Source organism: Azospirillum sp. A26 (genome assembly GCF_042604635.1).
In the GTDB taxonomy this organism is placed as follows: Bacteria; Pseudomonadota; Alphaproteobacteria; order Azospirillales; family Azospirillaceae; genus Azospirillum; species Azospirillum palustre.
The window spans coordinates 29,948-51,874 of the sequence record NZ_CP170471.1; the positions used below are offsets into that span (position 1 = coordinate 29,948).

The following is a 21,927-nucleotide window of genomic DNA, read 5'->3' on the forward strand; positions in this document are numbered from 1 at the left end:
GACTGTCATGATCCGCTACGCCACGGCCGGCGATATCCCGGCCGTCGAAGACCTCCTCCGTCTGATGCATGCCGAAATCGGCATGGCGCCGCCGGATGAGGAGAAGGCCCGAGCCGTCGTCGCTCGCTGCTTCGACCGCGGCACCGGCGCCGTGCTGGTTGCCTGCGCCGAGGATGGGGCCATCGTCGGCACGCTGGGCATGGTCTTCGACCAGTTCTGGTACACGACGGCGTGGCACCTTCAGGAGATGTGGACCTTCGTTCACCCCGATCACCGCCGCTCGACCCATGCCAAGGACCTGCTGCTGAATGCCCTGGAGACCGCCCGCAAGGTGAAGGTCCCGTTCGTCGCCGCCGTGTTCACCGATCAGCGCACCGAGGGCAAGCGCCGGCTGTTCGCGCGCTACCTCCCGCAGGTCGGCGCCATATTCAAGGGGGATTGATCCATGTGCTTCGGCAGCAGCCAGCAGACCAGCACCACGACGCAGTCCCTTGATCCAGGGTTGCGCGACAGGCTCTATGGCGTCATCGACCAGGGCGTGGCGGCGGCTGGCATGCCCTACCAGCCCTACGACGCCCCGCGCATCGCCGACTTCACCGGCGACCAGCAGGCCGGCATGCAGGCGATCCGCAACGCCGCGGGGGCTGGGTCCGGCGCGCTGCAATCCGGCATCGACACAGCCGCCGGCATCGCCGGCAGCAACATGGCCGGCAGCCTGCTCCAGCCCGGCAGCTATGCCGCGCACGGGTACGATGCGGTGACGGGTACCGCCAACCTCGCCAATCGCGGCGATATCCGCAATGTGTCTGCCGATCAGGTGCAGGGGCAGGGCTTGGGGTCGGTGAACCTCAACACCTACATGGACCCCTACACGCAGTCGGTGGTGGACTCGACCGTCGGCGAGATCAACCGCAGCTACGACCGTACCGGCCAACAGGGTGCAGCGAATGCTGCGCTTAAGGGCGCCTTCGGTGGCGACCGGGCGGCTATTGAGAACGCCGAGAACAACCGGAATCGCGCCACCGCCATCGGAACCGCCACCGGAAACCTGATGAGCAGCGGCTTCACCAATGCCCAGCAGCAGGCGCAGACCGATCTCGGCCGGCAGTTCCAGGGGCAGTTGGCGAACCAGAACGCCAACCTCCAGGCGCAGACCACGAACGCCGGGTATGACGCATCGACGGCGCTCGCCAACCAGCAGGCGCAGAACCAGTTCGGCCTTGCCAACATGAGCGCACAGAACGCGGCACGGCAGTTCACGGCGGGCGCGCAGAACCAGGCCGACCAGTTCAACAACCAGCTGAACTTGCAGGCACAGCAGGCGAACCAGCAGGCGGGGCTGACCCAAGCCAACCAGCGCCTTTCCGCCGCCGGCCTGCTCGGCAGCCTGGGCACGCAGCAGCAGGGCATGGGCCTTGCCAGCGGCAACGCGCTGATGGGCATTGGGGCACAGCAGCAGGGGCTGGATCAGCAGAACCTGAACCTCGCCTACCAGGACTTCACGAACCAGCGCGATTACCCGAAGACGCAGATCGGCTGGTTGGGCAGCGTCATGAATGGTTCGGCGGCGAGCCGCGAAGGCACAACCACATCGAGCGCGCCTGGGCCCAGCACGGTGTCGCAGATCGGCGGCCTCGCCTCCACCGGCCTTGGCCTGTACGGGCTGGCAAGGGGGGCTGGACTGTTCAATTTCGCCGATGGCGGCATGGTGACGGAAGGGCTGGGCGCCTACGCCGACGGCGGGGCGGTGGACTGGACCACGCTCCCTGACGACATCCTGCAGAAGGCGGCGCAGGCGGGGGATATCTCCGCCCTGCGCGAGATCAACCGCCGCCGCAACCCGGACCGCCCTGGCTATCGGCAGCCGGCCGGTGCGCGCGACCAGCCCTACCAGCCCGGCTACAATCAGGGCACGATCTTACCCTCCATCAAGCAGGGCCTCGCCGCTGCTGCCGACACGCTGTCCAAGCCGGTCGGCGAGCGGGCCGGCCTCGCCCCATCGCTGGCCGACCTGCGGGGCGAGAACCCAGACTACAGCGGTTTCAGCGGCGCCTATCCGTCACAGGGCGAACTTCCGGCGCCGCCGTCTGGGCTGGACTATGCCCTGGGAACCGACAACGCCGACGATGACATCGACGTCCCGGTCGGTGGCGAGGTGGACGAGACCGATGCCGACCCGCAGGGGCTTGCCGGCGCCGACCGCACCCCGGCGCCGTCCGTGTCGCCGCAGGATGACGTGACCCAGGACATCGCTTCCGAGCCGCCGATGGGGCTTGCCGGCGAGGTGCCAGGCGATATCCCGGCCGGAGACGGCGGCCCCGGCCGGCCTGCCGCTGCCCCAGCCGCAGCCGGCCAGCCGACCGAAGGCGGCGGTGGTGGCGACGCGACGCCGGGCTGGGCGATGCCGGCCCTGCAATTCGGCCTGAACCTGCTGGCGCAGCGCGGGCCGAACGCCCTCAGCAACATCGGCGCCGCCGGGGCGCAATCGCTGGCGCAGATGCAGCAGCAGAAGCGCCTCGATGTGCAGGACCGCCGGCAGGGCAACGTGGAGAAGCGCCTCGACCGCCAGCTTGCCCTGGCCGAAGGACGGGCGAAGCATCAGGACGCACAGGATGCGGCGCTGCTTGGGCCAAAGGGCGAACTGCTGCGGGCGCAGACCGATGCGGCCAAGGCGCTCGCTGCGCAGCGCAACACGCCGGACGCCGGGACCACAGCCATGACCACCAACATCAACGCGCTGGTCAAGTTGGGCGTGGCGAAGAGCCCACAGGAAGCCTTCCAGTTGCTGAATCACAGCAAGGAAAACCCCTACGCCAAGCAGAAGCTGATCGTCGATTTCAGCAAGGCACTGCTTGAGCAGAACCCGGAGTTGAGCCCGGAAGAGGCGCTGCGCAGGTCCGGCGCTCTGATCGGTCAGGGAATGGGCGCCGCGCCCGGAAACAACCCCAGCGGCTTCTCATCCCCGGCCGATGTGAAAGCTGCGGTCGCCGCCGGCAAGTTGCCGCGCGATCAGGCCCTACAGATCCTCCGCGATAACTTCGGGATGAAGTGATGGACGCCGAATCCTTTCTCGACAGCGCCCCGGCCGGCAACCCTGTCGACGATTACGTCGCGGAGGCCTCCAGCCGGTTCGGCGTCGCGCCCGACCTGATCCGCGCGACCATGGGCGTGGAGTCCGCTGGCGATGCCCGCGCCGTCTCCAACAAGGGGGCGGCCGGCCTGATGCAGCTGATGCCGGGCACCTTCGACGACATGCGCCGGCAGCACGGCCTCGGCTCCGACCGCTTCGAGCCGCGCACCAACGTGCTCGCCGGGACGGCGTACCTGCGGCAGATGCTGGACCGCTACCAGAACGACCCGTCGCTGGCGCTCGCGGCCTACAATGCCGGCCCCGGCACGGTGGACGATTACCGGGCCGGGCGCCGCTCGTCCCTGCCGGCGGAGACGCGCGCCTATGTGCCGAAGGTGCTGGGTGGCATGCGGGGACGCCCAACGCTGGCCGGCGGCGCTGACGACGATGGGCTGGGCGGTGGATCGGCAGAGGATTTCCTGGGCGACACTGGCGGTGGTGGCGCAGGCGATGGCGTGTCGGCCGAGGATTTTCTGTCCGACGTGAAGGCGCCACCCAAGCCCGCCCCCGGCATCATCGCCACCTTCGGCACGGCAGCCGCCCGCGGCGCCGGCGAGGCGATCCGCAACACGGCCAACGCCCCCAGCTTCAGCCAGGAGCGGCCGGCGGAGGCGAAGGAAGCCGATGGCATCGACGAGCTGCTGACGACGCCGATCAGCAAGGGCTGGACGGATCCGAAGTGGTGGGCGGCACAGATCGGTTCCGGCCTCGGCGGCAGCGCGCCCACGGTCGCGGCCGGCATCGCTGGCGGCGCCGCTGGCTCTGCGGTTGCCGGTCCGCCCGGCGCCCTGGTCGGCAGCGCGCTTGGGTTCGGGGGCGGCTCGTTCGTCCAGTCGCTGGCCCCAGAATACCAGCGCGCCCGCGCCGATGGTCTGGATCACGATGCCGCGGTCGACCGCGCCCTGCAGCAGTCCGGCATTGCTGGCGCCTTCGGTGCGGCCATGGGCCTCGCGCCGGGGGTCGGGCTGTTCGGCAAGACGGCGGAAGGCGCCATCAAGCGCCCGATCAGCGAGGCCCTGGCGCAGATTTTCGGCGTGCAGCCAGCGCTCGGTGTCGGGCAGCGCGCGACGCAGAATGCAGCGGCCGGGCGCGAGACGACGGCCGAGGAACTTCTGCAGGACTACGCCCTGAACGTCGGCGCCGGCGCGACGATGGTCACCGGGCACAAGGCTGTCGAGCGGATGGGGCGGCGCGGCGCGAAGCCGGAGGAGGCGCCCGCGGTGTCCGCCGAAGAGCCGCAGGCCGACAACGAGACGCTCGCCCTGCCGGCGCCGCAGCCCCAGGGCGAAGGCTTCGTGATGGGCGACCGGCCGGAGGTTCGGCAGGCGCAGGCGGATGTGCAGCGCTTCTCCGACGAGATGGATGCCGCGCAGGAAGCGCTGCGACCGCTGAAGGACGGCGACCGCTCTACTGCCGATGAGGCGGCGGCCGCCCCGACTCCTGAAGAGCGCGACGCGCTGGTCCAGCGGTGGACAGTTGCTCGTGATAACTACATGGCCGCGCGAAACCGGCTGGACAACCTGACGCCCCAGCCGCCAAAGCCCGAAGGCGTCCAGCCTCCCGACACCAACCCACCGCTGCCGCCGCGCAATCTGCCGGACGTCTACCGCGGCGCGACCGACGATCCGGCCATGGCCGCGCTGCCGCCGGACGCCACGCTGCTGGACGATGCCGGCCGGCCGGCGCAGATCGGCATGGATCGCCCGGCCGGGCTGCTGGAGGCGCCGCGCCAGGAAGGCCGCTACACGCCGGAGATGGCGCAGCGCAACGAGCTGGCTGCCGCAGAGCCCCCGCCCGCGCGCCCGGATGTCGCCGAAACGCCAGCTTTGCCGGAACCTGCCTCGAGCGCGGCCAATCGCTTCATGGAAGCGCAGTCGCAGCAGGCGGCCGACCTGCAAAAGCTGATCGACCGCCGCACGCGCGAGATGGGCGCCCTCCAGAAGCAGATCGCTGCGGAGCCCGACCCGGCCGAGCGGACGCGCAAGACGGACCTGTTCCGGCAGAAGAACCGGCAGGTCGAGGATGCGCGCGCCCGGCTGGAGGAGCTTCGGCCGCAGGAAGCGCCGCGCGACGTGCAGGAGGTGCAGGCGCCCCCACGCGGTCGGGATGAGGGTGTTCAGCAAGCGGCCCCCGAGGCATCCCCGATCCTGACCAAGGGCGGAAAGCCGTTTCCCACCGAGCGGGCCGCCGCCAATGTGGCGCGGACCCGGCCAGACCTCAAAGAGCAGTTCCTGGTCCCGGTCGAGGTAAACGGCGGCTGGGGCTTGATGGATGCGGGGGCATTCGAGGCCAATGTGCGGGCGATGGAGAAGCCTTTCCCGGCGGTGACGCCTTGGCAAATGACCAAGGCGGAGGCGGCTGCTTGGATGCGGAGCCGCGACCTTGAAGACCTCCCCCGCAAGGTCGCAGCCCAGCAATGGAACGTCGCGCGGATGCGGCGCTTCGGCGAACTGGAGCCTGGAAGCCTCGCCAACGCAGAGGCCGAGCTGGCGCGCCTGCGTGAGCAAGCGCATCGCGGCGAGCCGCCGGTGAGCGATCTTGCCCCCTTCCATCACCGTGAGGCTGTTCGCCGCGCTCTCGCCGAAGGGCAGCCCGTGTCGGAGCGGGTGCTGGCAGAATACCCGGAGTTGCGGGCAGGAGAAGTCCAGGCCACCCCCCAGCCCGGCGACCGCGTCCGCGTGACCAACGCCAAGACCGGTCAGGCCTACGAGGCGACGCTGACCGGAGAGCGCGGGCCGCGGACTTTGGTGACCCGTGACGATGGCAAGAAGCTCCAGCCGCTGACGGCGGCGCACAGCATCGAGCGGGTGGAGGGCGACCGCTTCCGCCTGACCGACGAAGCCGAACGCGCCGCCCCCGCCCTGGAAGCCGACCTTCGCGCGCAACTGAAGCGCTACGGCATCGACGACCGCGTCGGCTTCCGGCTGGTGGATGCGATCCGAGACCGGCGGACCGGCGAAGCAATCCCCGGCGCGCTGGGCCGCTATGGCCGGCGCGTCATCGAGGTGGCGACCTCCGCTCCAGATCGGGCGATGACGCTGGATCACGAGGCCGTCCACGCCATCCGCGAGCTTGGCCTGCTGACCCAGAAGCAGTGGGACGCGCTGAAGCAGGCCGCCCTGCGCGACGACGGCGTGAAGCTGGCCAGCGTCCGGCGGCGCTACAAGAACATGGGTCTGGACGAGGAGTCCATGTTCGAGGAGGCCGTCGCCGACCTGTTCGCCGACTGGCAGGCCGGGCGCCGCGATGCCGGCGCGGTGCGGGCGATCCTGGAGCGCATCCGCGACTTCTTCGCCGCGGTGGGGCAGGCGTTCCGCGGCCAGGGCTTCACCACTCCGGAGAGCGTTTTCCGGGCAATCGACGAGGGCCGCATCGGGCGACGCGGGGCGCAGGAACAGCCGGCCGGCGCGGTAGCGGAGGCCTTTGAGCGCCAGCAGCGGCCGGAAGGGCAGGGGGAGGCCAAGCCAGAGCGGGACAGCTTCGCCCTGGCCCCGACCGAACAGGCCCTGGCCGACGCGATCCTGGCCGACCAGCCGAGCCTTGCCGAGCGGGTGAAGAAGGCGTTCGGCGCCAACCGGTCCGGCATCGGGTCGGAGGCGGTGCGGCAGTTGGTCAACCAGTTCCAGCCGATCTTCGACCTTGAGATGCGCGCGGAGAGCAAGGCCGGCCGGCAGGCGAAGCTGCGCGACGCCCGCGTGTCGGCAGCCAAGATGACCGAGCTGGCGGTGCAGGACAGCGGCCGCCTGGAGTCCATGCTGGTCGAGGGGCCGCTGCGCTGGAACGCGACGGAGGGCATCGTCGAGAACGTGAAGGGCGGCGGCGGCCTGCTGGACATCTTCAAGCCGCTGAAGAGCGCCGACGACTACAAGCGGTTCCAGCTCTACGCCATCGCCAAGCGGACGGAAGGCGTCACCAGCCGCGACCGTCAGGCGGTTGCCGGCTGGCGTCGCGAACTGGCTCAGGTCGAGCGGCAGACCGAGACGAATGAAAAGGCGCTCGCCAGCATCCAGAACGATCCGGCCATGGCCCAAAAGCGCCAGAAGCTGGAGAAGGCCATCTCCGACGGCAGGGAGATGATTCGCAAGCTGAGCGACCAGATCGACGACAAGACCCGGCGCATCCGGAACCTGACCGGCTTCATGACCGACGCGCAGGTTAAGGAGGCGCTCGCCATGGAGACGCCAGAATTCAAGAAGGTCTTCGACGGCTACCAGAAGTTCAACCGGGCCATGCTCGACTTCGCCGTGGACACGGGCGTCATCAAGGCGGCGTCGCGCGACATCTACGCCAACGGCATGGACTATGTGCCGTTCTACCGCGTCGCCGAAGAGACCGGAGAACTGCCGCCGCCGGCCACGCTGGCGAAGCTGTCCAACCCCGATCCCAAGATCCGGAAGCTGGAGGGCGGGACCGACAAGATCGGCGATCTGGCGGAGAATGTCATCCGCAACGCCACTGCCCTGGCCAAGGCCGGCATGCGGAACGAGGCGATGCGCCGCATCCATGGCGTTCTGTCGGAGATCGGCGAGGCCAAGAACCTGACCGCCGCCGATGAGAAGGCTGGCAGCGCGGCGTTCTTCGACAAGGGCGTGAAGCGCCACTTCGTCGCCGAAGACCCGGCGGTGATGGCGGCGATGGCTGGGCTGCGGCCGGAGCAACAGGCCGGCATCTACAAGGGGCTGGCCAGCTTCTCCAACGTCCTGCGGCGCGGCGTCACGGCGTCGCCCGGCTTCATGCTGGCCAACTTCATCCGAGACAGCGCGTCCGCCTGGGTGCAGACCGGTGGCACGCTGACCCTGGCGAACAACGGCATTACCGGACTGATCCGCGCGGCGAAGAAGGCCGACAGCGTGAAGGAGCTGAAGGCGGCGGCCGGCATCGGTGGCTACGAGTTCGGGCATGGCGCCCGCGACATGGCGGCGGAGTTCAAGCGCCGGCTGGGCGTCGAGGTGGCGACGTCGCCGAAGGGCATTCTGGATAAGATCGTTTACCCGCTGGAGAAGGGTAAGCGAGCCCTGGATGCCGCGCTCCGCCCGCTGGAGGAGGTCGGCTCCTGGACCGAAGTGGCGAACCGCGACGCCATCTATCGGAACCTGCTGGACCAGGGCGCCAGCAAGGCGGAGGCGGCCTATCAGGCGCTCAACCTGCTGAACTTCAGCCGGAAGGGCGCCAACCAGTCCCTGCGCTTCATGCTACCGCTGGTGCCGTTCCTCAACGCCCGCATCCAGGGCCTGTACCGGCTGGCCGAGACGCAGGGCGACAAGGCGGCGCTGAAGGGCGTCTTCCTGCGCGGCCTGCTGCTGACCGGCGTGTCGGCGGCGTTGACTGCTGCGTTCGGCGATGACGACCGGGTGAAGGACGCCCCGCTCGAGCGGCGGCTGAGCTACTATATCGTTCCGGTCGGCGACAGCACGGTCTTGATTCCGAAGCCCTTTGAGTTCGGCGCGATCTTCTCGACGATGCCCGAGTTCCTGTTTGACGCGATCCAGAAGAGCGACGGCGGCGACTTGATGAAGGCGACGGCAATGACCTTCCTCAACACCTTCCAGTTCAATCCGGTCCCGCAGGCCGTGAAGCCCGCGCTGGAGGTCTACACGAACTATGACTTCTTCACGGAGCGGCCGGTCGAAGGACCGCAGCAGCAGAAGGTCCGGCCGGGCGAGCGGGCCGACGCCCGGACGAATGCCACGCTCGCGGCGCTTGGGCGCGAGGCGAACATCAGCCCCATGAAGGCGGAGCATCTGATCGGCGGCTATCTCGGCACGCTGGGGCAGATGGCGCTCGCCGGCATGGATGCGATCATGGGCGCATCGGGCGCAGTGCCGAGCAAGCCGGCCGGCGCGTTCGGGTCCGTACCGATCCTGTCGCCGGCGGTCGAGTCCGCGTTCGGAAGGTTCTACAAGACCGGGCCGGACGCCGCGAACCGCTGGGTGGGCGATTTCTACGACCTGAAGCATCAGGCTGACGAGACGTGGTCCACCATCCGCAAGCTGCGCCAGGACGGCGAACTCGACCGGGCGAAGGAACTGCAACGCGACAACGCCGGGCTGGTCGGCGCCCGGAAGCAGATCGAGAAGATGGGCGAGCAGATCGGCGGCTTGACGCGGCGGATCAACGACATTCGCTCGGACGACGAGATGTCGCCGGACGAGAAGCGGGCGAAGATGGATGACCTCATCGCCAAGCGGAACGCCATCGCCAAGCGGACGGAGGGGATCTTGCAGAAGATCAAGGAGCGCAACGCGGCGGCGGTGGAGCGCAACGCGGCGTGATGGTAGAATGCGGTGTCGGTCGGCGGGGGCGAACCGCCGGCTGACGCCAATCCCTGAAAGGACCAGAGATGACCGACACCAAGACCGACAATACCATAGACGACGCCATCATCCAGGCCATTGGCCGCGAAGTCGGCATCACCGAAGCGGCTCTTGATGAACCGGGCCGACCAGTGAACGAAATGAAAGCTAGGCGGGTCTTGCGCGCCGTTTATGGGGCGCTGGAGGCGATGGGGTGGGCTGTGGTGCCGAAGGACGGGCACGTCGATATGGACAGCGCCGTGACCGCCGGGCCGTGGCTGACCGGCTACGAGGAAGTTCGCCCGCGCGATTTGGTGCGGGCGGTGATCGCCGCCTCCCCAAAGGCGCCTGGCGCCGAAGGTGCGAAATGACCGGCGCCAAGGACGCCATATCGCCCGACGACACCATAGTCGAGGCAGTGGCGGAGATGGTGGGTGGTTACATGGAGGATCATGGCGTCGCGCCCGCGCTGACTGAGAATGTCCTTCTGGCCGCCAGCCTTGCGAAGAGCATTGTCGATAAGGCGCGCGGGTCGTACGGCAACCTCTATGGCCTTCTCGAAAAAGGCATGGCCGACCGAAATCACGTACCATATTGGCGCGAGTGCGTTTCGGAAAACGCGATGCGTTCGAGCCCTGAAGTTCTTTCGGCCGAGAAGGATCTTGTCGGCATCCTTGAAAAAATGGCGACGCCCGAGATTGTGGCGGCTATGGCAATTTTTGATAAGGAGTATACCGTCGAACAAATGCGCGCCATGATAGCCGCAGTGCGGGCCTCCCCGAAGGCGCCCGGCGCCGGGGGTGCGGGATGAGCGACGGAGCCGTCCTGTTCCTGGCCGCCTGCGCCATTGCCATCGGGTTCTATGGGAAACACGACATTGACCGGAAATACGCCAAGGCCAAGGCCGATCTCGACCAGATGGTCTACAGCGCCAAGGCCGATCTCGCGATCAGGTGCGCCGTGATCGACTGCCGGGAAATCCGCGTCAGGATGATCTCCTCTGGAAATTTACAATAGGCCCCCACTCTCACCCCACGAACCCCAGGCCCGCCCCCGGCGGGCCTTTTCTTTTGGAGAACCCATGACCAAGCCCGTCACCCAAGCCGCGGTCGATCTTGTGAAGCATTTCGAGGGCCTGTACCTGAAAGCATATTTGTGCCCAGCCGGCGTGCCCACCGTGGCGTGGGGCCACACAGGTCCCGATGTCGTCATGGGCATGACCGTTACGCTGGCGCAAGCCGAGCAGCTTCTGGCTGCTGACCTCGCGGAAGCTGCCGCCGATGTGGACCGCTACGTGAAGGTGCCGCTGACCGACGACCAGCGCGGCGCGCTCGCCAGCTTCGTGTTCAACTTGGGGGCCGGCTCGCTGGCATCGTCCACCCTGCTCAAGCTCCTGAACGTTGGTGACGCGGGCGCTGCCGAGCAGTTCGGCCGGTGGGTCAACGCCACGGTCAACGGCAAGCTGACGAAGCTGCCGGGCCTCGTCGCGCGCCGGGCCGCCGAGCAGGCGCTGTTCGAAGGTCGACCCTGGGGTGTCGAGGTGGGGGTCGACACCCCGCACCCCATGCCCCAGGCCATCACCGCTCCGGCCGGATCGGACGCCGACCGCATCAAGGCGATCCAGCGCATCGTCGGCGTCACCCCGGACGGGCATTACGGCCCGCTGACGAAGGCGGCGGTGACCCGCTGGCAGGCTGCGCACTTCCTCGTCGCCGATGGAATCGTTGGGCCGAAGACGGCGGCGGCGATGGGGTTGTGACCATGCGCATCGGATGTTCTCGCGCCGGAGCGACGCGCCTTGTCCTGTTCATCGGCGGCTATGTTGTGAAGCTGCCGAGCCCGCATAGCTGGCGCACCTTCCTCTGGGGCCTGCTCGGCAACATGCAGGAGCGGCAGTTCTCGCGATGCGGCTGGGACGGCTTATGTCCGGTCATCTTTGCGCTACCCGGTGGCTTCCTCAACGTGATGCCGCGCGCTCGGCCGATGACGCGGGAAGAGTGGTTCTCATTCGATCCCGAGCAGTTCACCAACCGCCAGGACTACATCATCCCGGCCGAACACAAGATGGACAGCTTCGGATGGCTGGACGGCCGCGTCGTGGCAATCGACTACGGCAGTTGATCTCTATGGCTAGGTCGCACCCCAAACCTAGCCATCGACCGCCCATCCCGACCGCGTGGGGGCTGTCGTGCTATCGCGGACCGTCAGCTTGGCTGCGGCCACATTCTGAACCACGATGACGCGCCAAGACCCTTCATGAGTTGCTCGTCAGGGAATCGGCGCATTGGCGAACTCCCCAAAATGCTCGGCCGCCGCCGCGGCGTAGGCTGCAGCGGCAACGGCGCAATCGGGGAAATATCCAAGGCAGCGACGCTTGCCCGCCGCCCCTATCTGCGCTTTCCACATGCCGCGCTTCTGGCTCCACGACACACCTTTGACGCCGGATTTGTTGTCGCTGTTCACCGACCGGTTGCCCTGGTTCTGACTTCCGGTCGCAAGGCGGAGATTGTTCCAGCGGTTATCCCCCCGAGCGCGGTTGATGTGATCTATTTCGGCGGCGGGCCACTCGCCAGTCATGTAAAGCCATGCGAGGCGGTGAGCACGGCACAATCGCCCATCAACGCCGATGAGAATATAGCCCGGCGAACTGACGCACCCAGCCGCCCGATCCGCGCGGATTCCCTGCCGACGGACGAGCCACGTAAACACCCCCGTCTCGGGGTCGTAGTGCAGCAACTCACGGAGGCGCGCTTGCGTGAGTTCGGGCGTGGCTGTAGCGTGCTTGGACATTGCTCTGGCTCCCAATAGCCGGTCAGCGATGAGGCTCGGACTGGCGGTGAGACGCCTTCCGGGCCGCCTTTATTTTACCAGAACGCAAGTCGAACACCAAGCCGCCCAGCATGCGCTGAGGCGGCCTTTTCTTTGCCAGAAATCTCAGAAAGGAGTCCTCTCATGGCCGTAGCGATCCCCCTGATCACCGCCCTGACCCCCGTCATCGCCGACCTGATCGACAAGATCCCGGACCCCGACGCCAAGGCGAAGGCCGCAGCATCGGCCAACGCGCAGATCGTCGCCATGCTCCAGGCCGGCGACACGTCGCAGCTCCAGGTGAACGCCGCGGAGGCCACCAACCCGTCGCTGTTCGTCTCCGGCTGGCGGCCGGCTGTCGGTTGGGTCTGCGTTCTCGGCCTGCTGGTCCAGACCGTCGGCTATCCGCTGATGGGGTGGGCGTTGTCGATCTGGTCGCCCGGGACGCCGATGCCACAGATCGATACCGATACCCTGATGGGGCTGCTGGTGCCGATGCTCGGGCTGGGCGCGTACCGGACCTTCGAGAAGGTGAAGGGGGTCGCGCGGTGATCGCGCTTGCCTTCGTGGCCGGCGTCGCCACCGGCGCGGCGCTGGTCGTTGGGGCGGTGGTGTCGTGGCTGTTCAGGTGAAGCGGCAAGGGCGCCCCGAAGGACGCCCTGTCTGCTTGCGGCGAGCCGTGTCCATCAGCGCCGCGGGCGTGCGGGGTATCGGTCTTCCCCCGTCGCTTCTGCGCCTGTCCTGCCGCAACTCATTGAGGGCATCGGGTTCACCACGCCAGCCTCTTGGGCTTCCCCGACTTTACCGGCCTGCTCGCGGCCCTCGAATGCTATGATCCCATCGCTGGGCGAATCTTGGTTGCGCGGCTGCTGGTTCCCCATTTATCAGCGGTTGCCCGCTGCCCGGTCAATCCGGCGCCCCATTTACTGCGTCGCCCCACCAGACGCACACCAACGCAACGCCCCAAATATAGCCACGCCGCCGAATCGCCACAACTGCCGACGAGCGCAAACGGCGCTTGCGTGTGACATTTTCGATTTTCCGGAATCACCGTTATGCGGGGAAATCGCCGCGACTCGCGCGCACGCGAGGCCCCGACCGAGTCGTTCCGCTTCCGATCACGCCGCCCTTGCCTCTCCCGGCCCCGTCGGCGCAGGATGGCCCCCGGATTTCACAGCAGGAGGCGCAAGCCCCAGAAACGACGAAGGCCCCAACCCAAGAGGGCGGAGCCTGTCGCAGAGTTCGGTGTGTTTGGCGACCCCGACTCTGCGTCACCTCCCCCAACATTGTCAATCTGAAACCGCGCGTTTCGCGCCACCGCTTGACGCATGCCCGCGTTCGGCTGGCTGGTGGGGAGCGAACGGGACAGGTGCGCCCGCATGGGCGGGCGGGGCTTTCGCGTGCCTGGGCGCGAAGGAAAGATGGCGATTGACCGAAACGCGCGGGCCAGGATGGCAGCGCGCATTCAGGCCATGCGCGGCCTGACCCATGCCCAGCGCGGGATTGCCCGGGCGCTGCTGATGGCGTGCGACCAGTTCGGCCGCGTGAAGGCGACCTATGACCGGATCGCGCGGCTGTCCGGGGCGGCGCGATCTACCGTCGGAGCTGCTGTCCAGGCGCTCGAACTGGTGCTGGCCGGGCTGCTGCAGGTGGTGCGCCGGAAAGCCGACCGACCGGGGCGGAACGGCGGAACCGTGCGCGCGAACGCCGTGAACCTGTACCTGTGGACGATCCCCGCGGCCGCGCCGGCACACAAGTCCGAGGATCGGCCGGGATCTACGAAACAAGATCCTCCTATGGATCCTGCGCTTGCCGCAGCGCTCGCCCGGTTCGGGAACGCCATCGCCGACGCCCGAGATGCAGCCTTGACCGCACCGCCGAATCGCGCCACGGTCGCCGCCGGATCGGGGAGGGTTTGGCGACCATGACGATCATCACCATCGCGACGTCGAAGGGCGGGGCGAGCAAGACCACGCTCGCGGCCGGGCTGGCGGCCTTCTGGCGCGCCAATGGCAAGCGCGTCCTGGCGCTCGACACCGATCCAAACCGCAACCTGCTCGACCGGCTGGAGGGCTCCGGCATCGACTGCCGGGCTGTCGGCGAAGACGCCATCCTGGCGGAAGCGACGCGCGGCCGCGAGGCGGCGGACATGGTGCTGATCGACGTCGCCGGGCTGCTGGCAAAGGGCATGGTCTATGCGGCGGCGGCGGCTGACGTGGTCCTGATCCCGTGCCGGCCGGACCGGGCGGACATCGGGGAAGCTGCGCGCACGCAGGACGTGGTGCGGAACGCAGAGGCCATGTCGCGCCGGCCGATCCCGCATGCCGCCATCCTGACGCAGGTCAACGCCCGCACCCAGGTGCTGGCCGTGGCGCGCGAGGAACTGGACCGGCTGGAGATCCCCCGCCTGCCGGTCGAGATGCCGCTGCGCACCGCCTATGCGGAGGCAAGCTTCACCGGGCAGCATCTGGCGAGCGCCGGCGTGCGCGCTGACTTGTCCGCCATTGCCGGCGCGGTCCTCAGGCTGTTGGGGCGGTGATGGCGATCAAGGGAATCCGGCACGTTGAGCGGCCGCGTGCGGTCGCGGTCGACCAGTTGCCATCCACCGCGCCAGCCGGGACGATGGTCAAACTATTCCCCGGGGAAGACTTTGAGACTGCGATCCGCCGGCTGTGGACGGAGGCGCGCGACCGCTGGGTCGCAATCGGCGAACTGCTGATGGCGTGGCGCGGGACGGCGCCGCACGGTGAATTCATGCGGATGGTCGACGAGCGGATGCCCTTCAAGCACCCGACGGCCAACAAGCTGATGGCCCTGGCGACCGCGGCGGAGCGTGACCCAGAGTTCGTCCAGCTGCTGCCGCCGGAATACACGGTCGCCTACGAGATCCTGACGCTGAGCGACACCGAACGCGCCGCCGCCGCCGATGCCGGCCTGATCCGGCCCGACGTGAAGCGCGCCGAGTTGGTGGCGTTCAAGCGCCGCCTCCGCTCCCCCTCCCCTCCCCCGCCAAGCGACAAGCGCGCCGAGCTGGTGGCCCGACGCGCCCGGTTGCTGGCGGAACTGGATGAGGTGGATCGGGAGTTGGCGGCGCTGGGTTAGGCGGCCGCAAGTGACTGCGCATCGTAACGGGCCCAAAAGGCTTCTTCCCACCTGTTCAGCCGACGGGCACGAAGTGCTGCGGCGATGCGGGGGAGAAGCTGTCCGATGCTGGCATGCTCGGCAAGGTAGGGGATGAGCCGATAGCGGGTGTCCAGCGGCGTGGGCGGAACGCATCCAGAGCGCACCAGATCGGCGCCGACCACGCCAACCTCTTCCGCCCACAGCATCGCCAGCATGGCATACGGCGACATCCGCTCTCCCGCGCCCCAATCGGCCCGGCGGATATCTGACCAGCCCGGCGGTTCCCATGGCGCCGCAGAACAGCCGAAGTCGCCTTGGCACTTGCGCAGGGCGTCGCCCTCGTAAACCCGTCCAACGCCAAAGCCAAGCGCCGCCATGGCGTATCCGTCATTCGGCTCATGCCGCACGTCCAGCACCAGACACAGGCGGTCGAAGCGAGCGCCATACCGTTCCCGCTGGCTATCCAGCCGGTCCAGCGTGTCCTTGCCTGACTTGATCTCGATGCCGGTGATGCAGCGATCCAGGGCAATGACCATGTCGGCCCGCCCGTCGCTGCTGTTGCTGTCCAAGGTGATTTCGTGGCGGATGGCGTCGCGCGGCACGCCTGCGTCAAGCAGGGCGCGCGTCACCGCCAGCCGTAAGTCGATGTCGTTGGTCTTCGGTGCCTTGGCGGTCAGCAGCTTGTCACCCATTCCCCACCTCCCCACCGGCCTGGCCGGCGTCATCTTCTGTCTGCCGCCTCTCCCATTGGCGGAACGCCTCCCGCGCTTCCGTGGCGAGAATGGCGGCTGTGGCGGTGCTTTTCTCCGCCGCCTCCAGTTCAGCCCGCAGGTTCTTCACCCGCCGAGCCTCAAGCGACAAGCCGGCGTCGTGTTCGGCGAGCACGCGCTCCCATGCTTCCGCTTCCGAGAGGAAATGGGTGTTCTCATAGATCGTGCAGCCGTCAGCGTCCGCGTTCGGATATGCCGGCACCTCGCACTCTACGGTAACAGGGCGCGGCGAACCGTAAACCGCCTTGAACATGGTGGCCATCAACCCACCTCCCCACCGCTGCCGGCGGCCTCCGCCACCATCTCGCGCCATGTCGCGCCGGTTGGGTCGTAGCAGAGAAGGCGCATTTCCTCGGCAGCAAGGCGATGCCACCAGTCCGGCATCCGCTTTTCGGTCGTCGCGTTGCGGGCTCTGGCGAGCAGGTCAGCGGGCGGCATGATGGGGCTCCTTGGTCAAAGCGCCGATGCGCTTCCGATAGGGCAGTGGCAGGGACGACCAGTCGAAGGTGTCTCGAAAGTCGCCGCATCGGTGATTGCGTGTCGTCAGGATGTGCCCGGCGCCCGGATCAATGCTGGCGCGCTCCATGCCGAGCATGGCTATCCGGTCGCCAGCAGCTACCGGTGCGGACTTTGTGCATTCCCCGACGCTGCTGTTGATGCTTCCCCACCAGTCACAGCCTGCGCAGCACGGGCCGACTGCCCAGTAGAACGCGTCGATGTTCTCTTGCCGGTCAGCCATTGGCCGGCTCCTGGGGCTGGATGGCAGCAGACAGGCGACGAGCGGCCTTCCTGTGGGTATGCGCCGCACCTTCGAAGAAGGGCTTGTTGGGGGCATCGCTTCCGGTGAGCGCGGCGGCGGCTTGCTGATCGCAGATAGCCGCCTCAGCCTCGTTCCATGCGGCCTCACGCTCCAGCGCCTCCCGCAGCTTGTCCCGCTCTGCCGTCATTGCGGCCAGTGCGGCTTCTGCGGTGGTGGCGCGGGCCTCCGCCGTCACGCACTCATCGGTGCGGACGGCAAGCTCTCGCTGCACCATGTCGAGGTCGGCCGTCAGCTCGGCGATCCGCGCCTCCAGCGCTTCCGAGTGCTGGCGGATCGCGGCGGCGATGTCCTCGCGGATTTCGGCTTGCGCGGCTTCGGTGCCGACAAGTTCGACGCGGGCCGCCAGCTCTTCCGGCGTCGGGGCGGTGCTGGTGTCGGTCATCGGGCGGGCTCCTGAGTGCGGGCGGCTTCTGCGGCCAGAATGGCGCGGCCGATCATTTCCGGGATTTGCGGGACGACGGCGTTAGCGCATCGGTTGTATCCGTCCAGCCGAAACCGTACCCCATCATCCATTCGGCTAAGCGTGTCAGCGACCATGACCGCATCGTCACCCCACGCAGCTTCAAGAAGGCCCTCAGGTGCACCTGAACCTTCTTTCCGTTGTGGTAAGGTGTCGCGCCACGCCAATCGGTCACATGCGACAAGGATCGACCGCCGTTTTCCAGAACTGGGGTAGGCAACAACCCACGCTCTGTCACGGATGTGAGGGGCGCCAACGGACGCCGCCGGTATGCAATCCCATTCCGCATCATACCCGCTCTCGGCCAGGGCTCCTGCCACAGTGCCCATCCCGCGACCAAGCAGCGCTGCCACGTTCTCCAGCAGGACGTAGACGGGTCGTACCACGCGAATGGCTCGCACCACCTCCCAGAACAGTCCTGAACGAGCCCCGGCCAAGCCGGCGCCTCTCCCCGCGAGACTGATGTCTTGGCAAGGAAATCCGGCAGTGATGATATCGGCGTCTGGGAACTCAGCGGCGGAAACGTCTCCAAGGCAAGGCACCCCAGGCCAGTGCCGGGCGAGGATTTTCTGCGCCGGCTCGTTGTTTTCTACAAAGGCTATGGTCTCGAAGCTGCCGGCTCGCTCCAAGCCGACCGAAAAACCTCCAAGGCCGCTGAACAAGTCCAGCACGCGGAGCTTGGCCATCCTTCACCCCTCCCTGCGTGCGGAGGCCAGGGCGGCGCGAAGCTGTCGCTCAGCGTCCACCGTCTCCGGGTCTTTGTCTTCATCCGGCACGTCGTGCAGATCGGGCGCCTGCAACAGCGTCTCTGCTGCTTTGATCAGCGCCTCCCGCACTTCCCCGGCCGGCGGGGTGGCGGACGCCTTGCCTGACAGCACGTCACGGACGCGGGCGGCCATGGCTTCCTGATTGGTCACCCACCCATCGCCTTCCCACTGCTCCAGAAGCCATTGCAGGACGGTCAGCGCCTCTTGCGGGGCGGGAGACGGTGCGGCGGCGGGGGCGGAGCGGTAGGGCAGCCAGCCGACGACCTTACCGCGTCCCTCGGTCCAACAGTCATGGCTCCAGTCCCAGCCTGCGAACTGCCAGCCTGTTTCCCCGCCGGTGTTTTCGGCATTGTTCCAGCCGATGGTTTCCCACGTCTCGCCAGCAGCGACATCGGCGGTGGGGTTGGTCTCCTCGTCGACGCTGCTGTCGGCTGGCTGCTCGATCAGCAGGCGGACCATGGTGCCGTCCTTGCGGTAGGCGGCAGGGTCCAGCCACCCGGCCGGGGAGGCGGAGAGGGCGGGCGGAGTGGCGCGATGGTTCCAGGCGGAGATGGCTTCCTTTGCCTCTTCAAGCGCCGCCTTATCCGCGTCGTCAATCCACTCCCCCATCTGGATCGGGCATTCTGCATCGGGATCGTGGCATGGACGGTCAGGATCGCGGCAGTAGCTATGGAAATCCTCAACGACGCTGACGAGCTTCTTCAGGGCCTCGATTACGGGGGCGTCAGTCTGAGGCGCTCGCTCGCCGGACAGCAGCGCCCTAACCAGATCGGCGGCGTGCTCGGCTGTGGCGCAGTTGACGGCCATGCGGTCTGCTGGTCGCAGGCCGGCGTTGTATTCCAAGATCGGGAGGGCGACTTCTAGGGCGGACCACCAACCGGCTGGGATTGGCTCTGGCGACTGCGACGCGATGCGCTTGCGCATATTCCAGGCAATGATCGCGTCGCGCTGCCCGGCTTCCTCGTCGTCGTAATACCGGCCCTCTTCGACGGCGGGTCCGCGCGATCCGCAGTCGTTGCAGTGCGCCTGATAGGCCGAAAGATCTTCGCGCTCGATGAAGATGTCGGTGCTGCCGCAGTGTTCGCAGGGAGAGGCGGCGGGCAGGGCGGTGGTCTCGGTCATGCTGGTCACTCCGCGGCCACTTGTGCCGGTTGGAAATTGGGGAAGACGGGGATCATCTTCAGGAAGCTGTGTCCGGCAATCAGGCGGCGCGCTTCGTCTTCGGTGTAGAGGCCGGCGTCCACCTTGTCGGATCGGTAGCCACAAGACTCGGGCGCATACCACGCGTCCTTCCGCTCGCTCCAAATCCGGTACTGAGGCTGTTCGCCGAAAAGGATGCGCTTCAGCACTTCGGCCCGGCGGAAGTCCATGGCGCTCACGGCGCGGGACAACTCGGCCTCCAGGCGCTTGCGACGATACGGGCTCACCTTCCTCGGAACCTCGCGCGGATCACACAGGAAGAACTCCCGCGCATGCCTCCATGTGCAGTCATTCTTCCCCGGACCGTAGACCATGCCCCACATGTTGTTCATGTTCGGGTACATGCGACCGCGCCGCAGATAGCCCTTGCGGTCGCGGGTGTAGCGGATGCTGCCGATTTCGATCCGCGCGCCGTTGGCGTCGACGCCTTGCTTGGATGCGTAGATTTCGCTGTCATCAGGCCAGCCATCTTCGCGACGCTTGAACCGGTGTACACCACGCTTCTTTTCGTATTCGCCGTCCCAACGGTCGTTGAAATCAGCGAGCGGATCGGGGTTCGGGCTTTCGACGCTCTTGCGTTCTTCGTAGCCCCACGACATCAGCACTGCTGACAGGCGGCGCCGGGATAGTTCCCAAGCCTTGCGGATCAGGTACGGCATCTTCTGAAGCTTGTCGAAATCGTATCGGCCTCCGTTGCGGTTCTCGATGACGACATTCTGGAAGAACTCGAACTTGCAGCCGGTGGCGTAAACCTCTGCGCAAACCTCCAGGTCTCCGCGTCTGCCATACCGATGGTATTTTGACAGGCATGCATGGTGGGCGTCGATCCGTGGGTCAGAGCCGACGACGAAGCCGGCGGCAGTCAGCGCATCACAGAGGCGGTTGAACGGTTCCCATTGATCGCGCCCGAGATCAAAGCCGCGCGTCGGTTTCTTCCATGAAACGGAGAGGATGGTGTCGTGAATGCGGAATTGTCCGTCGTGGTCATTCATGGTGGGTGGTGTCCTTCTGCGGCCTGCGCTCAGCGCGGCGCGGTGGGGTCAGGCGGCCATTCCGGCCCGGTACGCCTCGGCCTCGGCCCTGGCGAGCGTCAGCTCCAGCGCGGGCAGGGTGGGCGTGTCGTCGGTGGAGGAGGGGCTGTCGCGCCCCTCCGTGAGGTGATCGAACCGGTGCCGGGCGGCGTGGCGGCGGGCTTCGCGGATCAGGCGGGAGGTCGGCCGGCTCACGGAATGTCTCCCGGAAAGCCGTCATCATCGCTGGACCGCGCGGCATCAGCAGCGTCGGCGATGGCTCGGAGGTCGCCAGAGCGAGCGGCGATCAGCACGCGCTTGGCCGTGCCGTTGCCCGCATCCTCCTTGCCCTTGCTGTTCCACCACGCGGTGAATACGTCCCGTCCATTGCGAGCGGCTGCGGCGGCCTCTTCGAACACCGCATCCGCATCGACCGCCGGCGTGTCGGGCGCCTGCCGCTCTTCCGGCAGCGGAGCCAGCGGCCGGACGACAAACGGTTTCCGGCTTCCGCGCGTGGCGGTCAGCGCCATCGTCATCTGTCGGTCGATGTGGCTCAGATGCGAGATCCGAATGCCGCCGACCTGCTGGCCACCGAACGCGACCGTGTCGTCCCGGTACAGCGTCATGGACCGGCCGACATAGGCAGACCCATCCGGCCCCCACGCATTGACCAGAACACGGCGCATCGACTTGCAGGGCAGGTACGGCTTGCCGTTGTCGCCTTCGAAATGGATGGAAACGGGCTGGTCGCTGACCAGCACGGACACCCTGGATACCTTGATGGTGCGCGGGCCGCCGATCAGGTCGTCGGCGTTCAGCTGGTCGCTTTTCGGGACGATTGTTGACCGAATGTCGATCATATGCGGATCTCCTGCTCAACCCGGCGCTCGGTCATCGGCATGCGGGCGGCGGCGTGCCGGTACTGCTCCAGCGCAGCCGAAAGCCGCTTCTCGAAGGCCGACGCGGCTTCGATGATGGCGGTCTGGATTTCGGGATCGGGATAGGCGCGGACGACGAACATCGGCATGCCGCCGCAATAGCTGATGAAGTCCAGCCACTTCCGCTCCGCCACCAGCAGCCCGGTCTGAACCTGGATGAGGTAATCGGCCGGGATGGCGCCGTTCACGATGGTCTCAGCCTGGAACTTCTGCCGGCGGCTCTTGATCTCGATGAGCCCGTCATCCCCGACCAGCCCGTCCGGCGAATAGCCGAGCGTGAAGCCCCACCGATCATTGGTGATGAAACCCACCTCCTCCACCGGGGCGAACTTCTCGGCGTAGAGGGCGCGGGCGGCGATTTCATCATCCCACCCGCGGATCATGTCGTCGCCGATGTAACGCGGCTCGACATGCTTGGTCGCTCGCTGGGCGAGCAGCTCGTAGAGGTGGGCGCGCTCCTTCTCGTTGCTGGCGATCTTCAGCGTCGGGGTGATGATCAGCTTCATCTCGCTGGCCGTCAGCAGGCCGCAGCGCGCGGCCATCCACTCGTCGGTGCCCTGGACCAGATCGGCGTGGTGGATGATGTGGGTCCGGTTGATCGCGTTCAT

At 67.3% G+C, this 21,927-nt stretch carries 24 protein-coding genes; 12 read left to right on the plus strand and 12 right to left on the minus strand.

Translation table 11 applies throughout. The annotated features are described in order from the left end of the window. Nucleotides 1-7: 7 nt before the first annotated feature. The 8 genes from ABNQ39_RS00235 (at nt 8) to ABNQ39_RS00270 (ending at nt 11,544) form a co-directional block, all read left to right on the plus strand. Nucleotides 8-442, plus strand: coding sequence for a GNAT family N-acetyltransferase (locus ABNQ39_RS00235; RefSeq protein ID WP_376956412.1), 435 nt, complete (start codon nt 8-10; stop codon nt 440-442). A 3-nt stretch (nt 443-445) separates the two neighbouring features. Beyond that, nucleotides 446-3,052 carry a hypothetical protein gene (locus ABNQ39_RS00240; protein WP_376956414.1) on the plus strand — a complete coding sequence of 869 codons (2,607 nt, stop codon included), beginning with the start codon at nt 446-448 and terminating at the stop codon, nt 3,050-3,052. After that, nucleotides 3,052-9,402: an LPD38 domain-containing protein gene (locus ABNQ39_RS00245; protein ID WP_376956416.1), complete on the plus strand. Its 6,351-nt coding sequence runs from the start codon at nt 3,052-3,054 to the stop codon at nt 9,400-9,402. Before ABNQ39_RS00240 ends, ABNQ39_RS00245 begins: the two co-directional genes overlap by 1 nt. A gap of 68 nt (nt 9,403-9,470) precedes the next feature. Continuing rightward, on the plus strand, nt 9,471-9,794 hold the full coding sequence (locus tag ABNQ39_RS00250) for a hypothetical protein (protein ID WP_376956418.1): 324 nt from the start codon (nt 9,471-9,473) through the stop codon (nt 9,792-9,794). Beyond that, nucleotides 9,791-10,234: a hypothetical protein gene (locus ABNQ39_RS00255; RefSeq protein WP_376956420.1), complete on the plus strand. Its 444-nt coding sequence runs from the start codon at nt 9,791-9,793 to the stop codon at nt 10,232-10,234. The genes ABNQ39_RS00250 and ABNQ39_RS00255 overlap by 4 nt, the downstream gene beginning before the upstream one ends. Next, complete coding sequence (locus tag ABNQ39_RS00260) at nt 10,231-10,440, plus strand: hypothetical protein (protein WP_376956422.1); 210 nt, start codon at nt 10,231-10,233, stop codon at nt 10,438-10,440. Before ABNQ39_RS00255 ends, ABNQ39_RS00260 begins: the two co-directional genes overlap by 4 nt. Before the next feature lie 64 nt (nt 10,441-10,504). Beyond that, nucleotides 10,505-11,182 carry a glycoside hydrolase family protein gene (locus ABNQ39_RS00265; protein WP_376956424.1) on the plus strand — a complete coding sequence of 226 codons (678 nt, stop codon included), beginning with the start codon at nt 10,505-10,507 and terminating at the stop codon, nt 11,180-11,182. After that, nucleotides 11,179-11,544 carry a hypothetical protein gene (locus ABNQ39_RS00270; RefSeq protein ID WP_376956426.1) on the plus strand — a complete coding sequence of 122 codons (366 nt, stop codon included), beginning with the start codon at nt 11,179-11,181 and terminating at the stop codon, nt 11,542-11,544. The genes ABNQ39_RS00265 and ABNQ39_RS00270 overlap by 4 nt, the downstream gene beginning before the upstream one ends. A 147-nt stretch (nt 11,545-11,691) precedes the next feature. On the opposite strand, the gene ABNQ39_RS00275 is transcribed toward ABNQ39_RS00270, so the two are convergent. After that, complete coding sequence (locus ABNQ39_RS00275) at nt 11,692-12,213, minus strand: HNH endonuclease signature motif containing protein (protein WP_376956428.1); 522 nt, start codon at nt 12,211-12,213, stop codon at nt 11,692-11,694. A 162-nt stretch (nt 12,214-12,375) separates the two neighbouring features. Here ABNQ39_RS00275 and ABNQ39_RS00280 point away from each other — a divergent pair, with 162 nt between their 5' ends. The 4 genes from ABNQ39_RS00280 to ABNQ39_RS00295 all read left to right on the plus strand — a co-directional run bounded on the left by ABNQ39_RS00280 (nt 12,376) and on the right by ABNQ39_RS00295 (nt 15,333). After that, complete coding sequence (locus tag ABNQ39_RS00280; RefSeq protein WP_376956430.1) at nt 12,376-12,783, plus strand: 3TM-type holin; 408 nt, start codon at nt 12,376-12,378, stop codon at nt 12,781-12,783. A gap of 869 nt (nt 12,784-13,652) precedes the next feature. After that, nucleotides 13,653-14,159 carry a hypothetical protein gene (locus tag ABNQ39_RS00285; RefSeq protein ID WP_376956432.1) on the plus strand — a complete coding sequence of 169 codons (507 nt, stop codon included), beginning with the start codon at nt 13,653-13,655 and terminating at the stop codon, nt 14,157-14,159. Next, the gene (locus ABNQ39_RS00290; RefSeq protein ID WP_376956434.1) at nt 14,156-14,770 is read left to right on the plus strand and encodes a ParA family protein; all 615 of its coding nucleotides are present in this window, start codon (nt 14,156-14,158) and stop codon (nt 14,768-14,770) included. Before ABNQ39_RS00285 ends, ABNQ39_RS00290 begins: the two co-directional genes overlap by 4 nt. Next, nucleotides 14,770-15,333, plus strand: coding sequence for a hypothetical protein (locus ABNQ39_RS00295; protein ID WP_376956436.1), 564 nt, complete (start codon nt 14,770-14,772; stop codon nt 15,331-15,333). The genes ABNQ39_RS00290 and ABNQ39_RS00295 overlap by 1 nt, the downstream gene beginning before the upstream one ends. On the opposite strand, the gene ABNQ39_RS00300 is transcribed toward ABNQ39_RS00295, so the two are convergent. Genes ABNQ39_RS00300 through ABNQ39_RS00350 form a run of 11 tightly spaced genes read right to left on the minus strand, consistent with a single transcriptional unit; the run spans nt 15,330 to nt 21,927 of the window. Further along, a complete protein-coding gene (locus ABNQ39_RS00300) occupies nt 15,330-16,046 on the minus strand; it encodes a hypothetical protein (protein ID WP_376956438.1) in 717 nt (238 codons plus the stop codon). The genes ABNQ39_RS00295 and ABNQ39_RS00300 overlap by 4 nt on opposite strands. Further along, nucleotides 16,039-16,386: a hypothetical protein gene (locus ABNQ39_RS00305; RefSeq protein ID WP_376956440.1), complete on the minus strand. Its 348-nt coding sequence runs from the start codon at nt 16,384-16,386 to the stop codon at nt 16,039-16,041. The genes ABNQ39_RS00300 and ABNQ39_RS00305 overlap by 8 nt, the downstream gene beginning before the upstream one ends. Further along, the gene (locus tag ABNQ39_RS00310; RefSeq protein ID WP_376956442.1) at nt 16,386-16,562 is read right to left on the minus strand and encodes a hypothetical protein; all 177 of its coding nucleotides are present in this window, start codon (nt 16,560-16,562) and stop codon (nt 16,386-16,388) included. The genes ABNQ39_RS00305 and ABNQ39_RS00310 overlap by 1 nt, the downstream gene beginning before the upstream one ends. Next, a complete protein-coding gene (locus tag ABNQ39_RS00315; protein ID WP_376956444.1) occupies nt 16,549-16,863 on the minus strand; it encodes a hypothetical protein in 315 nt (104 codons plus the stop codon). Before ABNQ39_RS00315 ends, ABNQ39_RS00310 begins: the two co-directional genes overlap by 14 nt. Continuing rightward, nucleotides 16,856-17,326: a hypothetical protein gene (locus ABNQ39_RS00320; RefSeq protein ID WP_376956446.1), complete on the minus strand. Its 471-nt coding sequence runs from the start codon at nt 17,324-17,326 to the stop codon at nt 16,856-16,858. The genes ABNQ39_RS00315 and ABNQ39_RS00320 overlap by 8 nt, the downstream gene beginning before the upstream one ends. After that, the gene (locus ABNQ39_RS00325) at nt 17,323-18,090 is read right to left on the minus strand and encodes a DNA cytosine methyltransferase (RefSeq protein ID WP_376956448.1); all 768 of its coding nucleotides are present in this window, start codon (nt 18,088-18,090) and stop codon (nt 17,323-17,325) included. The genes ABNQ39_RS00320 and ABNQ39_RS00325 overlap by 4 nt, the downstream gene beginning before the upstream one ends. 3 nt (nt 18,091-18,093) lie before the next feature. Further along, entirely contained in the window at nt 18,094-19,293 is a 1,200-nt protein-coding gene (locus ABNQ39_RS00330; protein ID WP_376956450.1) for a Lar family restriction alleviation protein, read from the minus strand. A 5-nt stretch (nt 19,294-19,298) separates the two neighbouring features. Further along, nucleotides 19,299-20,363, minus strand: coding sequence for a hypothetical protein (locus tag ABNQ39_RS00335; protein WP_376956452.1), 1,065 nt, complete (start codon nt 20,361-20,363; stop codon nt 19,299-19,301). A gap of 48 nt (nt 20,364-20,411) precedes the next feature. Then, nucleotides 20,412-20,597 (minus strand): hypothetical protein, encoded by a 186-nt coding sequence (locus ABNQ39_RS00340; RefSeq protein ID WP_376956454.1) that lies wholly within the window; start codon nt 20,595-20,597, stop codon nt 20,412-20,414. After that, entirely contained in the window at nt 20,594-21,241 is a 648-nt protein-coding gene (locus ABNQ39_RS00345; RefSeq protein WP_376956456.1) for a hypothetical protein, read from the minus strand. The genes ABNQ39_RS00340 and ABNQ39_RS00345 overlap by 4 nt, the downstream gene beginning before the upstream one ends. Further along, nucleotides 21,238-21,927, minus strand: a complete 690-nt coding sequence (locus tag ABNQ39_RS00350; protein WP_376956458.1) for a lambda exonuclease family protein — start codon at nt 21,925-21,927, stop codon at nt 21,238-21,240. Before ABNQ39_RS00350 ends, ABNQ39_RS00345 begins: the two co-directional genes overlap by 4 nt.

Bases quoted from the DNA above. Each gene is read 5' to 3' on its own strand.
- ABNQ39_RS00235 (WP_376956412.1), top strand. From the start codon at position 8: ATGATCCGCTACGCCACGGCCGGCGATATCCCGGCCGTCGAAGACCTC.
- ABNQ39_RS00240 (WP_376956414.1), top strand. From the start codon at position 446: ATGTGCTTCGGCAGCAGCCAGCAGACCAGCACCACGACGCAGTCCCTT.
- ABNQ39_RS00245 (WP_376956416.1), top strand. From the start codon at position 3,052: ATGGACGCCGAATCCTTTCTCGACAGCGCCCCGGCCGGCAACCCTGTC.
- ABNQ39_RS00250 (WP_376956418.1), top strand. From the start codon at position 9,471: ATGACCGACACCAAGACCGACAATACCATAGACGACGCCATCATCCAG.
- ABNQ39_RS00255 (WP_376956420.1), top strand. From the start codon at position 9,791: ATGACCGGCGCCAAGGACGCCATATCGCCCGACGACACCATAGTCGAG.
- ABNQ39_RS00260 (WP_376956422.1), top strand. From the start codon at position 10,231: ATGAGCGACGGAGCCGTCCTGTTCCTGGCCGCCTGCGCCATTGCCATC.
- ABNQ39_RS00265 (WP_376956424.1), top strand. From the start codon at position 10,505: ATGACCAAGCCCGTCACCCAAGCCGCGGTCGATCTTGTGAAGCATTTC.
- ABNQ39_RS00275 (WP_376956428.1), bottom strand. From the start codon at position 12,213: ATGTCCAAGCACGCTACAGCCACGCCCGAACTCACGCAAGCGCGCCTC.
- ABNQ39_RS00280 (WP_376956430.1), top strand. From the start codon at position 12,376: ATGGCCGTAGCGATCCCCCTGATCACCGCCCTGACCCCCGTCATCGCC.
- ABNQ39_RS00285 (WP_376956432.1), top strand. From the start codon at position 13,653: ATGGCGATTGACCGAAACGCGCGGGCCAGGATGGCAGCGCGCATTCAG.
- ABNQ39_RS00290 (WP_376956434.1), top strand. From the start codon at position 14,156: ATGACGATCATCACCATCGCGACGTCGAAGGGCGGGGCGAGCAAGACC.
- ABNQ39_RS00295 (WP_376956436.1), top strand. From the start codon at position 14,770: ATGGCGATCAAGGGAATCCGGCACGTTGAGCGGCCGCGTGCGGTCGCG.
- ABNQ39_RS00300 (WP_376956438.1), bottom strand. From the start codon at position 16,046: ATGGGTGACAAGCTGCTGACCGCCAAGGCACCGAAGACCAACGACATC.
- ABNQ39_RS00305 (WP_376956440.1), bottom strand. From the start codon at position 16,386: ATGGCCACCATGTTCAAGGCGGTTTACGGTTCGCCGCGCCCTGTTACC.
- ABNQ39_RS00310 (WP_376956442.1), bottom strand. From the start codon at position 16,562: ATGCCGCCCGCTGACCTGCTCGCCAGAGCCCGCAACGCGACGACCGAA.
- ABNQ39_RS00315 (WP_376956444.1), bottom strand. From the start codon at position 16,863: ATGGCTGACCGGCAAGAGAACATCGACGCGTTCTACTGGGCAGTCGGC.
- ABNQ39_RS00320 (WP_376956446.1), bottom strand. From the start codon at position 17,326: ATGACCGACACCAGCACCGCCCCGACGCCGGAAGAGCTGGCGGCCCGC.
- ABNQ39_RS00325 (WP_376956448.1), bottom strand. From the start codon at position 18,090: ATGGCCAAGCTCCGCGTGCTGGACTTGTTCAGCGGCCTTGGAGGTTTT.
- ABNQ39_RS00330 (WP_376956450.1), bottom strand. From the start codon at position 19,293: ATGACCGAGACCACCGCCCTGCCCGCCGCCTCTCCCTGCGAACACTGC.
- ABNQ39_RS00335 (WP_376956452.1), bottom strand. From the start codon at position 20,363: ATGAATGACCACGACGGACAATTCCGCATTCACGACACCATCCTCTCC.
- ABNQ39_RS00345 (WP_376956456.1), bottom strand. From the start codon at position 21,241: ATGATCGACATTCGGTCAACAATCGTCCCGAAAAGCGACCAGCTGAAC.
- ABNQ39_RS00350 (WP_376956458.1), bottom strand. From the start codon at position 21,927: ATGAACGCGATCAACCGGACCCACATCATCCACCACGCCGATCTGGTC.